Source organism: Rahnella sp. BIGb0603, from assembly GCF_024808755.1.
Classification (GTDB): domain Bacteria; phylum Pseudomonadota; class Gammaproteobacteria; order Enterobacterales; family Enterobacteriaceae; genus Rahnella; species Rahnella contaminans.
The window spans coordinates 578,509-592,404 of sequence record NZ_JANUEX010000001.1; the positions used below are offsets into that span (position 1 = coordinate 578,509).

A 13,896-nucleotide genomic window follows, 5' to 3' on the forward strand; every position below is an offset into this window, starting at 1 on the left:
TGTCTTTGCGGCGTGATGGCCTGTGCGGGCCGGTGATCGTGAAGCAATAAAAAGGGCAGCATGTTTTCACATACTGCCCTTTCCGTCCGCTATTTAACTCAGGCGGATTTAACTTCCAGAGTCTGCGTCACAGGGAAAGCCTGCACGTTACGCGGAAGCTGGTCGTAATAAGCTCCCCACGCCTGCTGATCGGGTTGCGTCCACACCGCGGAGTGTAAACGCGCCATCAGCACCGGGTCGCTCAGCAAGACCAGACGGTCAGCTTTGCCCAAATCTTTTGGCCCGGTTTTCAGGGCCTGCTCCAGACGAGCCCGACGACCGTTTTCTACAGTTTCACGCAACAGATGACGGGATGTTGCCATCGCCGTAGCCAGTGCGTTGAAGCCCGGATCAAACACCGCATGCATAAAGCCGTTTTGCAGCTTACGTTCACGGTTCAGTGCCAGATATTCTTCAGTCGCAACCAGCTCACGCGGCGGATCGTACTCTTCCGGGATCAGGAACAGCTTGGCTTTCTTACTCTTAATCCCCAGCGTTGCTCGGCTCGACAGAACCGAAACAATCGGTGACAGGATCAGAGAGAAGACGATTGGCGCCAGCCACCACAGGAAGCGCAAGTCCAGCCATGCCATACCGGCAGCCCAGACGGCACCGAGCAGAAGCTGCGAACCATGGCGTTTAAATGCTTCACCCCACGGCGTGTCATCATCATCACGCTGCGGAGAGTTCCAGACCACTTCCCAGCCCAGGAATGCGCTGACCACGAAAACGGTGTGGAACAACATACGCACCGGTGCGAGCAGCACCGAGAACAGCATTTCCAGGAACATGGAAACCAGCAGACGGAATGCACCACCAAATTGCTTCGCTCCCTTCGCCCAGATCAGGACGATACTCAGCAGTTTTGGCAGGAACAACAGAACCATTGTTGTCGAGAACAGGGCAATTGCCAGCTCAGGACGCCATTGTGGCCATACCGGGAATAACTGCCGCGGTTGCAGGAAGTACGTCGGTTCCATCAACGTATGCACCACCTGTAATGCCGTGGACAACGCAAGGAACGTAAACCACAGCGGCGCAGAAAGGTAGGACATAACGCCGGTCAGGAAGACCGCACGGTGAACCGGGTGCATGCCTTTGACCAGGAACAGGCGGAAGTTCATCAGGTTACCGTGACACCAGCGACGGTCGCGTTTCAGCTCGTCGAGCAGGTTTGGCGGTAATTCTTCATAGCTACCCGGCAGGTCGTAAGCAATCCACACCCCCCAGCCTGCACGGCGCATCAGCGCAGCTTCCACAAAGTCGTGAGACATGATGGAACCGGCAAATGAACCTTCACCCGGCAACGGTGCAAGCGCACAGTGCTCGATGAACGGTTTCACGCGGATAATGGCGTTGTGCCCCCAGTAGTGAGATTCACCCAACTGCCAGAAGTGCAGACCGGCGGTAAACAGCGGGCCGTAAACACGTGTCGCAAACTGCTGGCAACGCGCATACAGCGTATCCATGCCCGACGCTTTTGGCGCAGACTGAATAATACCGGCGTTCGGATTCGCATCCATTAGACGAGCCAGACCGGTCAGACATTCGCCGCTCATGACGCTGTCCGCATCGAGGATAACCATGTAGGCATATTCCCCGCCCCAGCGACGGCACCAGTCATCAATGTTTCCGCTTTTACGCTTCACACGGCGACGGCGACGGCGATAGAAGATACGACCATGACCGTCTACGTCGCGGCATACTTCCATCCAGGCTTTCTGTTCAGCGACACAAATATCCGGATCGTAACTGTCACTCAACACGTAGATATCAAACTGATCCAAATCACCGGTAGCTTTAACAGATTCGTAAGTAGCACGCAGGCCCGCGAAAACGCGTTCCACGTCTTCGTTACAAATCGGCATGATCAGCGCAGTACGGTTATTCGGGTTCAGCGGCTCATCGCCCTTAGTCGAGGCGGTGATGCTGTATTTGTCGCGCCCGATAAGCAATTGTAAAAAGCCCATCAGCGCGGTCCAGAAACCGGCCGAAACCCAACAGAACAGAATTGCAAACAACACCAGAATCCCGGTCTGCAACACGTACGGCAGCAATTGCAGAACCGACTGCAACCAGTCCTGATTCAGCATATCTGCGGGGTCGATCAGCGCCCACCCCTGATAAGGCAGGATGGTTTTCATGTACCAGGTTGCGATCGCCGTCTGAACCAGCATCAGAACCAGCAGGACATAACGACGAACCGAACCGGCATGACGCCAGCGCTTTTCTGACTCCGGCATATCGGCAACCGTATGACGCGAAGCCGCGCTGCGTCCCATCAGATTGTCCCAGAAACGCCCTACCGGGTTGGTACGCCAGACATCCGGGAACATACTTGAACGCTTCACAGGCGGCATTGCGCTGGCGATGGTACGCCCTTCGTTGTCCACTTCGTCCAGAGAACCGTTGGCCAGCGCATCCGGCCAGCTTGCGCCGACGCGCGCTTTCACCGAGAGCAAAGGTGCATCCGGTTCAGGGGCATTAGCAGAGGCTGTCACATCACCGCCTAAGCGGTGATGTACGGTAGCAAAAGCCTGCTCATCTTCAGCGGGAAGCTGCTGAGTGAGCGCCGCTTTCTGATCATCAGTAAGCGGCAAAGCTTCTACATAATCATGAGTAGAGTGCGTTGACTTATTCATTTGCAGGCAGCTGATAGCTCCAGGTTTCACTCAGTGTTTTATCGCCATTAGCCAGAGAAGCGCGCATTTCGATCGCTTTCTTCGGATCTTTCACTTTCAGGCGCAGCGTCAGACGCCAGCCTTTGGTTACCGGATTATAGCGGACAGTGTTTTCAACCAGTTCACCGTTGTCACCCACGCTGACCTGAGACGCCACCGGAGTGTCGCTTTTCAGGGCTTTCAGATTTGGGCCGACAAAATCAACCAGGAAAGCCACGCTGCCGTCAGGTTCACGGATCAGATTCGACTGTTTCACATCACCGGTAGAACGCATGGTACGTTCAACCCACGCCAGATCAGGAGAATGTAATTTTTCTTCTTCACGGGTGAAATGCAGACGATAGTTCAGGCTCAGCGGTTTACCGGCATCCGGCAATTGTTCCGGCGTCCAGAATGCGACGATGTTGTCGTTGGTTTCGTCTGCGGTTGGAATTTCCACCAGCTCAACTTTACCTTTACCCCAGTCGCCTTTGGTCTCGACCCAGCCACTCGGACGCAGGTCGTAACGATCGTCGAGATCTTCAAAGTTTGAGAAGCTGCGACCCCGTTGCAACAGACCGAAGCCTTTCGGGTTCTCCATGGAGAACTGGCTGACAGCAAGGTGTTTCGGATTGTTCAGCGGACGCCAGATCCATTCACCGTTACCGGCATGGATAGACAGACCATTGGAATCATGCAGCGCCGGACGATAGTTCATCACCGGAGAGGGCTGATTCGCGCCAAACAGGAACATGCTGGTCAGCGGAGCGATACCCAGTTTGCCGACTTTGTCACGCAGATAAACTTGTGACTGCACGTCAACGGTCGCTTCTTTGCCCGGATACACATCCAGACGATAAGCACCGGTCGCACGCGGCGAATCGAGCAAGGCATAAATGACTAAATGTTTTTCGTCTGGATTTGGACGTTCAATCCAGAACTCGCGGAAACGCGGGAATTCTTCGCCGGAAGCCAGCGCGGTGTCGATCGCCAGACCACGGGCAGACAAGCCATAAACCTGGCCTTTACCGATGACGCGGAAGTAGCTGGCACCCAGCACACTCATAATTTCATCATCTTTGTCTGCTTTATTGATCGGATAAAGCACTTTGAAGCCAGCAAAACCGAGGTTTTTGACTGAGTCAGCGTCATGTTTGACGTTGCCAAAGTTAAAGTAGTCCGGGCTGTATTTGATTTCTTTTACGGAGTCTGCCGTCACTTCGTTGATTTTTACCGGAGTGTCGAAGTACATCCCCTGATGGTAGAACTCAAGCTTGAAAGGCGTATTCAGGTTTTTCCAGTACGCTTTGTCATGATTGAACTGAATTTGTTGGTAATCTGCGAATTTAAGATCGCGGAATTGAGACGGAAGATTGCTTTTCGGCGCTTCGTAACCTTTATCGGCTAATGCCTTCGCTTGTTTGGCAACATCATCTATAGAAAAAGCCCAGGCAGATGAGGTGAACATGGTCATCAACACTGCGGCACTTAGCAAACGGACTTTGATCATACGTGACCCTATGGAAAAATTTTTATCCGACACTTTGTCTCCTATGCGCGCTTCAATCATTCACTGTAACTATTTTATGGGAAGTGTCAGGTTTCCGACAACTTGAGCAGTCGATGGTTCAGCCATTGATGAACCGTTTAAGCGCAACAGGGTACAAGGATATCAATTCGTTGAAACTCCGGCTATGGAAACTTGTCCTATAACAATGCATGTTTTAAGGTGAGAAACTAAACTAATGTCAACGACAGTCATTTTTGGTTACCTGAGAAATTAGCCCGAATACAAACTACGCTCTAAAATTAGGATGAGCCACATACAACGGATACGTAATGAAACCACAAAAACCACAACGTGAGTTTTTCCTGGACTCTATCCGCGCATATTTGATGCTGCTGGGTATTCCTTTCCATATATCATTGATTTACTCCAGTCATATCTGGGCGGTAAACAGTGCGGTGCCTTCGCACGGCCTGACAATTTTCAATGATATTATCCATGCCTTCCGGATGCAGGTTTTCTTTGTCATCTCCGGGTATTTTTCTTATATGCTGTATGAGCGCTACGACTCGCACCAGTGGCTCAAGGTACGTCTGGAGCGGGTTGCCATCCCGCTGGTAGCGGCCTTCCCGCTGATTACAATCCCGCAGCTCTATTTCCTGATGAAATTCACCAGTAAATTCTCAGACTGGGGAAATATGGATTTCTATCAAAAGATTAACATTACCGTCTGGGAATTAGTGTCCCATTTATGGTTCCTGTTAACGTTAGTTATTCTGACCAGTATTTGTTTTTACCTCTTCAAATTTATTAAAGAAATTAAGACTAGTCGTATTCAATTAATAAAAACCCGGACAAACACGTTAGGAAAACTCTCAATTGTATTTTTATTTATCGGCTTAATTTACGCCGCGTTTAACCGCGGGCTGTATCTTTTTGCACCTAATTTACTTTCCAACGGTGCGTTTAATTTCGTCGTGATGCAGACATTGTTTTATCTGCCATTTTTCATCATCGGCGCGTGTGCTTATAAATTCTCCTGGTTGAAAGAGCTGTTCCTGAAGCCTTCAGCAACTGCCGGCGTGGTGAGTATCTTCCTGTTCGCCGCTTACATGTTTAATCAGCACGTGAATACTCCGCAGCTGTACTCGATGGAAATCGACGCCATCATCACCACCCTGTTGGGGATCCTGATGGTTAATGTGGTGTTCTCATTCAGTCACTACCTCCTCAATTTCCAGGCGCCGTGGATTACTTATCTGGTGAACTCGTCGCTGTTTATCTATCTGATTCACCACCCGTTAACGCTGATTTACGGGGCATTTATCACGCCGAAGATCCACAGCGACTGGCTGGGTTTCTGGCTGGGTCTGGTGTTTGTATTCGGTATTGCGTTTATCTTGTACGAAGTACACAAACGCATTCCGATTCTGCGATTCCTGTTCTCGGGTAAACCGCAGCATCCGGCGAAGAAGGATTCATCGGACGCCACGCCACCGCAGAATCAGGCGTCCTGACGCTTCAGGTGAAGCGAAAACAAAAAGGGCCGTGCGGTTAAGCATGGCCCTTTTGCTTTCAGGCGGCTGATTTTTGACGCAAAGAAAGACAAACGAAAATCAGCGTGACGCAGTATCTATCGTCGGGATCACCGACATTCCGACTTTCAGCCGCTTCGCATCGGCCTGATCTTTATCCAGCACAATCTTCACCGCCAGACGCTGCACCACTTTGGTGTAGTTACCGGTTGCATTATCCGGTGAGATCGGCGAAAACGTGACACCCGTGGCCGGAGAAATACTGTCCACTGTCCCTTTCAGCGTCACGCCCGGCAATGCGTCGATTTTGATATCAACTGGCTGATTTTGCTGCACATCACCCAGCTGCGTTTCCAGATAATTCGCCACAATATAAGCATCGTGAAGCGGCACGACTGCCAGCACACGGGTTCCTGCGCTGACATAGCCGCCGATGCGCAGAGAACGCTGGCCGACCACGCCGTCAACCGGCGCCGTGATTTCTGTATAGGAAAGATTGAGTTTCGCCTGCGCCAGCGCGGTGGCAGCAGAATCAATCGCCGCTTTGGCCTGCGCCTGCTCCGCTTTCAGTACGTCAACCTGCTTTTCAGCGGCCTGCACGGCGGCCATATCACTTTGCTGGGAAGCCAGTTTTGAGCGCAAACTGGCATCTGATTCATCACGAGCATCCGCCGTGCCGGAGCCATTTTGCAGCAAACGTTGGTAACGGTCAGCACTCTGGCGTGCATACGCAATACTGGCAGAATCCGCATTCACCAAGGCCTGCGCCTGTAAAATAGTCTGCTGCTGTTTCGCAAGTTGCGCGTTCAGGCTGAGCATTTGCGCATTCGCCGTTTCGAGGCTGGCCTGCGCGGTGAGCACGGCGTTGCGGTAATCGCGATCGTCAATTTTTGCCAGCACATCGCCCGCTTTAACACTCTGATTATCCTTAACATACACATCAGCAATCGTACCGGAAATCCGCGGTGCAACCAGTGTAGAGTCTGCCGACACAAAAGCGTCATCGGTTTCCGGTGCGCTCCCTGAAGACAACATCCAGAAGGCAATCACAATCAGTAATACCACCACCACGGCGGCAACCAGCCAGCTCAGGCGGACAGGCGATGTTTTTATCATGATGATTTTCTCTCGTACTTTCTTATAGTGAAATTCATTCGTTCAGGTGATGCTTCATTCAGGGGCGTTTAACCAGAGACTGAGGCGGATAAGAGCGTTTGGGCAGGATTGAGGCCAGCACAATCAGCGCAAGCGCCAGGCCGATAATCAGCATGTAAATATCAGCCAGGCTCATAACCAGTGCCTGCTTCCTGACCAGCGTGGAAAACTGCGTAATGACTTCCGTTGAAATCGCAGAACCGTCAGTGTTCAGCGGTGCCAGAAAACTGCTGCCACCGCCATAAGGCTGGGAAAGCAGATAATTCACACCGCCAATGTGATTGAGTAAAACGTTAGAATGGAACTGCTCACGGTCGCTGACCATCACGCCCAGAAGGGCACTTCCCGCAATACTCCCCATTCCGCGCGTGGTATTAAACATCGCTGCGGCAAAAGGGCCTTCCTGCGGTTGAACGACGCTGGTTGCGCCCAGCAAAATGGGCAACACCGCCATCGGCTGGCCGAACGCCTGCATAATCTGAATCACATAAAAGTTATCACGTGCCCAGACGCTGGTGATATGCGTTCCCCAGTAACAGGAAACCCCCACCAGCCCCAGCCCGCAGGCCAGAACCCAGCGGCTGTCTACCCAACGAATAGTCAGGAAAAACGCCACCAGCGGAGCCAGAAGCAGCTGCGGCAAACCGATCGTCAGCGCCAGCGGCCCGACCTGCACCGCACGAAATCCCCCCACCTGCTGCATGAAACTCGTCGGTAATGCCGAGCCGGATAAAAACAGGAACATCAGCGCAAACAGCGTGATTAAACCGTGCGCCAGATTGTGGCGTTTCAGCATTTGCAATTTGAACAGCGGCAACGGGTGATGCCATTCGTTAACCAGAAAAATCGTTAGCAGCGCCAGCGAGGCGAAAAACATGACGGTAATCAGCGGCGAGTTGAACCAGTCCAGCCGTTCGCCCTGTTGAAGAACCAGCACCAGCAAGGAAATGCCGCTGCATCCCGTCACCATGCCGACAATATCCATCTGTTTAAATCGCTCAAAACGCTGCGGATCTTGTGGCAATCCGTAACCAATCAGCAAATACCCCAGCACACACGGTGGAATAACCTGCCAGAACACCCACTTCCAGCCGACATAATCGGTCCAGATGGCTGCCATGGAGGTCGCGATGTTTGGCCCAAAAGTAGCGGTCAGCGCATAAGCACTCAGCCCGTAAAGTTTGTACTGCGGCGGCATAAAGCGCAGCGCCGCCGTCATCAGCAAAGGCGGCATCGCCCCGCCAAACAGTCCCTGAACCGCACGCAGCGTAATAAACACCGGCAGGTTGGGTGAATACGGTAAAACGGCGGCGACCAGCAAAAAGCCCAACGTTACGAACAGCGTGAAGCGGCGCAGCGAAAACGTCACCGCCAGCCACGGAGCAATCATCATGGCCGCCACTTCCGCAGCCTGATAGGAGCCGATCAGCCATGAACCGGCATCATTACTGATACTTAAAGCGCCACGAACATCAGCCAAAGCAATATCCGTGACACGGTCGTTCAGGCCGGAGCAAAGTGCGACGATCAATACGCCCGCTAATCCGGTGACCAGCCTCGCGGTAAACGGCGGTGGTCCGGACATTCCGGCGCTGCTTGCGGCCGGTGCCTGTGCAATTGACTGATTCATAGTTGTACTCATTAACTTCGCCGCTTTATGGTGCGCCGATAGTGAGAAGGCAGGTCTGCGCCGGGAAGGCGCAGTTCAGTGAGCGATGTCACTCATATTTCGATGCAATGCACCGCATCGTGATACACGCCAAAATACTATAATACGGTACAGTGTATTGCAATGTGATTAGGAATTGTTTTTCACCGGTTCAGCCATTACATTGGCAAGACAAGGTGTTGGCGGATGACACCGGATAATGAAGAAGGAAAAAGAATGGCGCAGGATATTCCGGCAGACGAAGAGCGCAGCGGTGGGATCCAAGTGATCTCGCGGGCAGCATCGGTGCTTAACGCACTGGGCAAACATCCTCAGGGCATGAGCCTGGGAGCCATCGCGAATGATGTCGATCTTCCGCGCTCGACGGTTCAGCGCATCGTTGCAGCACTGGCAGAAGAAGGGCTGGTGCGTTCGGAAGGCAACGGCGGTGTCCGGCTCGGGCCGACGTTGCTGAAACTGGCGTCAACAGTACACACCGACATGATCGCCATTGCCACACCGTTTCTCCGTCATCTGAACGAAATTACCGGGGAGACCGTCGCCATTGGCCGCGCCAGCGGTCGTCAGATTGCCAATATTCACTGCATTGTGTCGGAAAAAGAGTTACGCATTGTTCCCCGCGTGGGCCTGAATTTGCCGATATACAGCACTTCCTCAGGCCGTGCGCTGCTGGCGTTAAAAACCGATGAGGAAATTCGAATTATTGTCGGTGAAGTGCTGGAGCCGGCGACGAAAAATACCGTCGGCACGCTCGGCGCACTGCTCGATATCGTTGCCGACGTTCGCCGTAACGGTTACTCGATTGAAACGGGCGAAACGGTAGAAGGTGTATCCACTATTGCGATTGCCATCGACACGATTTTGGGGCGCTATTCAGTTTCCGTTCTGATTCCCACTCCGCGCCTTGAGGCTAAACAGGACGTGATCCGCACCGCTTTGCTTGAGTGCAAAGAAGCGCTGACCAGCGAAATTGGCAAGTAATACCGAACCTCAAAAATCAGGCTGTATAAGGAATACAAATGTTTGACGTCATTTTGTTAGCCGTAGATGGCTCCAGACAAACGGGATTTGTAGTGGATCTAAGCCGTCAGCTTGCCACCGGCCATAACTCAACGGTCTATGTCACCTGTTGCATCGATGAGTCTTATGCACTGGAAGAAAACGGGGATATGCCCGGCGAAATCATCGAATATCCTCCTGCGGAGGAAGAACAGACTACCGCCCGCGCCGTGGTCGGTCAGGCATTGAAAACGCTCGCAGAAGCAGGGATTCAGGCGAAAGGCAATATCATTGTCGGTAACGCCGGAGAAGCGCTGGCGGCAGAAGCCGTGAAAAGACAGGCGTCGGTCATTGTGATGGGCCACCGGCAGCTTTCAGCTTTTGGCCGCATCATCAAAGGTTCGGTCAGCGCAGAGGTTATCGCGCGATCGCCCTGCCCGGTGATGGTAGAAGTACGGGGAAACTGATTCTTCTGTCATCCGCACAAGTAAAAATGCAAAAAGCGCCCGAAGGCGCTTTTTTAATGTCGGGAAAGCAATACTATTTCGTATTCATCAATCCCATCAATTTTGCCCATTCCGTAATGTGTTCACGATAGAAAAAGGCAATATCAAATTCCAGCGAACATTCTTTGGAAGGCGTGACCGTTCCTAAACATGGATATTCCTGCGGACGGCATTCAAATAAAAACTCATCCATCTCTTCGTCGGTCAGCAACGTATCGCCTTCTATCTTATCCTGATAAAAATAGGCATCCAGCATCCAGAGACGGAACTCAAAATCGTTTTTAATCAGGCGCATAGCGGTAATCTCAGTAAATGACAAATAGCGCACCTGAGTAAAAATTCCATAACACTTCAATATGATATCAGGCACGCATTGCGTTCAGGCCTTCCATTGCTGATCTCATATAACAAGAAATTAACACAATAGTGACACTTAGCAAGCAGCACTTTCTCTGAAAAGTTTATGGGATAAGCGTTTATTGCTATTCCTTGCAATAATCGGTTTAAAATATAATTCTCATGAATGGTTTATATTTTAAATATTCAGCATGCGATTAATTTTGCAGGAAATTATCAGCAGCGGAGGTTTTAAAATGATTAAAAACGAAAGGAACAGAACTGACATTGGGGATGCTTTGCATCGCCACTGCCAGCCCTGTTCCCAAAATCTGTCGTTACTGTTCTTTCGTGTTCTGACTCTTAGCCGTTCTGTAAAACGTGATTACCAGCGGCCAGGAGGCGGGCCTTCACGCCAGTGCCCCGGAGGACCATCACGCCAGTAGCCGGGAGGCGGACCTTCATGCCAGTGCTCGTGATGCCAGTAGCGCGGCGGTGGCGGCGGAGCCGGTTCGTAATAAACCCAATGCCCGCGGCCTTCATCACGATAATGGTTATCCCACCAGCCTGGCGGACGCCAGTCACCACCGTCCCAGTAATATCCACGATTATCTCGGTCACCGACATGCAGTGACAACCCCGGCATATTAAGCCCTACCTCGACGTCTGCCTGTGCGATAGCGGGCAAAGTGAGCAAAACGGCGAGAACAAAAATTAGTTTTTTCATTGTGAACCTCACGACCTGCTTATCAGGTGGTGACAAAGTACCGCCAGCTATCTTCCTGTTCTATAGGAATTTATCCCAAAAAAAATGTCCTGACGTTATCCTTACAGTTGCGTCAGAAGCGATGTCGGGAGACTGCGATGCAACACTATGTCGGTAAAGGAGATTCAGCCAGAAGTGCCAGAATAGGAATAGATGACAGATACAAAAAAACCGCCGAAGCGGTTTTCTGTTTGCTGCTAAGTTGTGCAAAATCAGATTTTGCAGCCTTCGCAGTCGCTTTCGTCCTGAACGGCTTCAGGCACTTCTGCTGCTTTTTCAGCCGCTTTTACTTCAGCAGTTTCTAGTGCAGCATCAATGTCAAAATCAAAAATATCGTCGCTCATTCTCATCACCTTAATTGTTCAAAATCGCGTTCAGTATAAACGACAGTCCCCGCCCGGTGCCGGTTTTTTTGTGCCCTGCACCGGCACTAATCATGGAATTTCTGCCCTATCCTGCCTCGCAGATTTGCATTAACCCCGCGCAGAAACCATAGTTAACCTGAATATGATGGTGTCATGGAGACACCGTTGCGCAAAAATACGAGGAGAACCGGATGACGACGTCAAACATCAAAGCCTGGGCCAACACACGTGAAACCTCTCATGAAATCGCTGAAGCCATTTTCGAACTGGCTAAAAATGATGAGAAACTGGCGCAGAAAATTTGGGAAGAAGGCAGCGATGAAGTCTTGCCCATCGCGTTCGCAAAAACCAAGGACGACTATTTGTTCTGGGGTGAAGAGAAAATCGACAGGAAAAATGTCTGATCAGTAGCCCGGCCATTCGCCAGGAAACCCTGGGACCTTCCCGGGGTTTTTGCGTTAACCGGATGCGCCGTTAGCTGTCAAAACCAAAGCCCATTTTGTGTGCCCACTCAAATACCTGTTCTTTATAAAAGAATCGGGGTTCGCATACGCCAGGCTCACCGGGCGTCTGAATCATCACTGCGACGCAGGGATAAGCCACCGGACGCGCGTCAAAGATAAAATCTTCCACTTCCTGATCGGCAAACTCAGAGGTTTCGCCTACCGCGCTTGCCTGGAATATTTCGTCCATGATCCACTGGCGGTATTCAAATTCGTTACTGATAAATTTCATCATTCCCCCCTGTTCGGCTTTTACTTAACATGCGGTCAGGCCCGGATTTATTCAATGGTGCAGGGCATCGCCACCGCAGCAAGGGCACACTTCAGCGCGGGAAACCGACATTGCGGCGCTGCCGTCGCTGTCCCATTCCACACGTAAAGGTTTGCCATTGTCGTTTTCGGCTTGGATAAAGCGATCAAAATGCATCGCCTGCCCGGTCATTGTTTCAGTCAGCAACAGTTCATCGCCAGCATAAATGCGCGCAGTCGCCTGTGCATCCTGTTTTTCACCGGAAATGATTTTGTGCAGATGATGAATAGTAAGTTTGATTCGTTCCACTGTCGCTCCTGTAACGGCTGGCATCATTTTTCGCATGTACGATTCATTCACGAAAATGATACCCAGCCACTATTTTATCAGAGCATGCAGGGTAACGTCATGGGCAGAAGCCATGTTTAAGGGCGCGATCAGTGAGCTAACTGTGCTGTTCTGGTGGGATCTTGCTGCTGATTTTCCAGACGAGCCAGATCGTATACATCATAAAAGTCGATCGAGCCTTTGTTGCGTACGATCGATTCAATACGATTTTTGATGTGCGAACTTACGCTGCCGGCACTCAAAATTTGCTTAACCGCATCACCGGATAATTCACGGCTGAAATACCATTCGCCGTTATAGCAAACGCGAAGATCTAACACGCCGATATCTTCGTAACGGTAAACCGGTTTGATTTCGAGCAGCAGCATCGCCGACATAAACACCAGAAATGCGGTGAAGCCGATAAACCAGCCCACGCCCATGTACGGTGAAACATACATCACCACGCCGACGGCGATATAGCCGACCAGCATCGCCAGGCATAACCATGGATGGTTCACGAAGAACTCTCCATTAATGCGCGCCTTTCCGTCACGGCCTTCCTGACGATTGATCCGATCAATTTCACTGTTTAATACGTTTTTGATTACGTCCATCTCATAACCTCACTGCGTCACGACTATAATGCAATCTGATTACATAATTTTATCATGACAACTGTTATAGCGCGTAGAGCAGTTACCGTGAGTAAAACGGTGAACTGTTATAGATAAGCTTGGCATTGACGTTTTTACCCACATGGAAACCACCCAATCTATGTCAGATAAAAGGAGATCATCGTGGCATTATCAATCGTAGAAAGACCGGCCAAAAAGCTGGTGAGCTACCGGGTTGTCGGCCCTTATCAGCAGTCAATCCACAGCGGCTTTCAGCAACTGACCAAATGGGTTGCGCGGCATCATCAGCCGCGTACCGAATGGCTGACCTGGTTTCATGATAACCCTGATACCACGCCGGCAGAGGCTTTGCGGGCCGATCCTTCGGTTTGCGTTGCCGATAATTTTATTCTGGATGAAGCAGAAGGTCTGTCGCTGCAAACGTTGCCAGGAGGCACTTATGCGGCCTATCACACCACTATTGCCGACGGTGATTTTGAGAAAGCCTGGCGCGATTTTTATGCTCAGTTGCTGACCAGTGCGCACTACCGGCCGGACGGAAAAGCCTGTTTCGAACACTATCTCAGTGATGGTTCGAAAAGTGGCATCTGGGAAGTTGTACTTTATCAGTCTGTGGAGAAAATTCCCGCTATCCGCTAAAA

At 51.2% G+C, this 13,896-nt stretch carries 15 protein-coding genes; 5 read left to right on the plus strand and 10 right to left on the minus strand.

Going from position 1 to position 13,896, the window contains the following annotated elements:
• Positions 1 to 98: 98 nt before the first annotated feature.
• Both mdoH and M2403_RS02690 read right to left on the minus strand, forming a co-directional pair.
• Entirely contained in the window at positions 99 to 2,681 is a 2,583-nt protein-coding gene (gene mdoH, locus M2403_RS02685) for a glucans biosynthesis glucosyltransferase MdoH (RefSeq protein ID WP_152325577.1), read from the minus strand.
• Complete coding sequence (locus M2403_RS02690) at positions 2,674 to 4,209, minus strand: glucan biosynthesis protein G (RefSeq protein ID WP_152325576.1); 1,536 nt, start codon at positions 4,207 to 4,209, stop codon at positions 2,674 to 2,676. Before M2403_RS02690 ends, mdoH begins: the two co-directional genes overlap by 8 nt.
• Before the next feature lie 329 nt (positions 4,210 to 4,538).
• Between M2403_RS02690 and mdoC the strand changes: the two genes are divergently transcribed.
• Entirely contained in the window at positions 4,539 to 5,723 is a 1,185-nt protein-coding gene (gene mdoC, locus M2403_RS02695; protein ID WP_259228524.1) for a glucans biosynthesis protein MdoC, read from the plus strand.
• A 99-nt stretch (positions 5,724 to 5,822) separates the two neighbouring features.
• Here the strand turns inward: mdoC and M2403_RS02700 are convergent, their stop codons facing one another.
• Together M2403_RS02700 and M2403_RS02705 are read right to left on the minus strand one after the other, a co-directional pair.
• Complete coding sequence (locus tag M2403_RS02700; protein WP_259228525.1) at positions 5,823 to 6,857, minus strand: HlyD family secretion protein; 1,035 nt, start codon at positions 6,855 to 6,857, stop codon at positions 5,823 to 5,825.
• Positions 6,858 to 6,915: 58 nt separating this feature from the next.
• Positions 6,916 to 8,526, minus strand: coding sequence for an MFS transporter (locus M2403_RS02705; RefSeq protein ID WP_259228526.1), 1,611 nt, complete (start codon positions 8,524 to 8,526; stop codon positions 6,916 to 6,918).
• A gap of 255 nt (positions 8,527 to 8,781) precedes the next feature.
• Between M2403_RS02705 and M2403_RS02710 the strand changes: the two genes are divergently transcribed.
• Positions 8,782 to 9,546, plus strand: coding sequence for an IclR family transcriptional regulator (locus tag M2403_RS02710; RefSeq protein WP_208950251.1), 765 nt, complete (start codon positions 8,782 to 8,784; stop codon positions 9,544 to 9,546).
• A 38-nt stretch (positions 9,547 to 9,584) separates the two neighbouring features.
• Positions 9,585 to 10,031, plus strand: a complete 447-nt coding sequence (locus M2403_RS02715; RefSeq protein WP_152325572.1) for a universal stress protein — start codon at positions 9,585 to 9,587, stop codon at positions 10,029 to 10,031.
• Between the two features lie 73 nt (positions 10,032 to 10,104).
• Here M2403_RS02715 and M2403_RS02720 read toward each other — a convergent pair whose 3' ends face one another.
• The 3 genes from M2403_RS02720 to M2403_RS02730 form a co-directional block, all read right to left on the minus strand.
• Entirely contained in the window at positions 10,105 to 10,365 is a 261-nt protein-coding gene (locus tag M2403_RS02720) for a hypothetical protein (RefSeq protein ID WP_165059738.1), read from the minus strand.
• Between the two features lie 426 nt (positions 10,366 to 10,791).
• Positions 10,792 to 11,133, minus strand: a complete 342-nt coding sequence (locus M2403_RS02725) for a DUF2502 domain-containing protein (protein WP_152325571.1) — start codon at positions 11,131 to 11,133, stop codon at positions 10,792 to 10,794.
• A gap of 251 nt (positions 11,134 to 11,384) precedes the next feature.
• A complete protein-coding gene (locus M2403_RS02730; protein WP_013576285.1) occupies positions 11,385 to 11,516 on the minus strand; it encodes a hypothetical protein in 132 nt (43 codons plus the stop codon).
• Between the two features lie 212 nt (positions 11,517 to 11,728).
• On the opposite strand from M2403_RS02730, the gene M2403_RS02735 reads away from it, so the two are divergent.
• The gene (locus M2403_RS02735; protein ID WP_152325570.1) at positions 11,729 to 11,941 is read left to right on the plus strand and encodes a YccJ family protein; all 213 of its coding nucleotides are present in this window, start codon (positions 11,729 to 11,731) and stop codon (positions 11,939 to 11,941) included.
• 70 nt (positions 11,942 to 12,011) lie between these two features.
• Here the strand turns inward: M2403_RS02735 and M2403_RS02740 are convergent, their stop codons facing one another.
• From M2403_RS02740 to M2403_RS02750, 3 genes are all read right to left on the minus strand, one after another.
• Positions 12,012 to 12,275, minus strand: a complete 264-nt coding sequence (locus M2403_RS02740) for a hypothetical protein (protein ID WP_226790063.1) — start codon at positions 12,273 to 12,275, stop codon at positions 12,012 to 12,014.
• Positions 12,276 to 12,323: 48 nt separating this feature from the next.
• A complete protein-coding gene (locus M2403_RS02745; RefSeq protein WP_152325569.1) occupies positions 12,324 to 12,599 on the minus strand; it encodes a hypothetical protein in 276 nt (91 codons plus the stop codon).
• 128 nt (positions 12,600 to 12,727) lie between these two features.
• On the minus strand, positions 12,728 to 13,234 hold the full coding sequence (locus tag M2403_RS02750; RefSeq protein ID WP_152325568.1) for a YlaC family protein: 507 nt from the start codon (positions 13,232 to 13,234) through the stop codon (positions 12,728 to 12,730).
• A 183-nt stretch (positions 13,235 to 13,417) separates the two neighbouring features.
• Between M2403_RS02750 and M2403_RS02755 the strand changes: the two genes are divergently transcribed.
• Positions 13,418 to 13,894 carry a GyrI-like domain-containing protein gene (locus M2403_RS02755; RefSeq protein WP_152325567.1) on the plus strand — a complete coding sequence of 159 codons (477 nt, stop codon included), beginning with the start codon at positions 13,418 to 13,420 and terminating at the stop codon, positions 13,892 to 13,894.
• Positions 13,895 to 13,896: the final 2 nt, after the last annotated feature.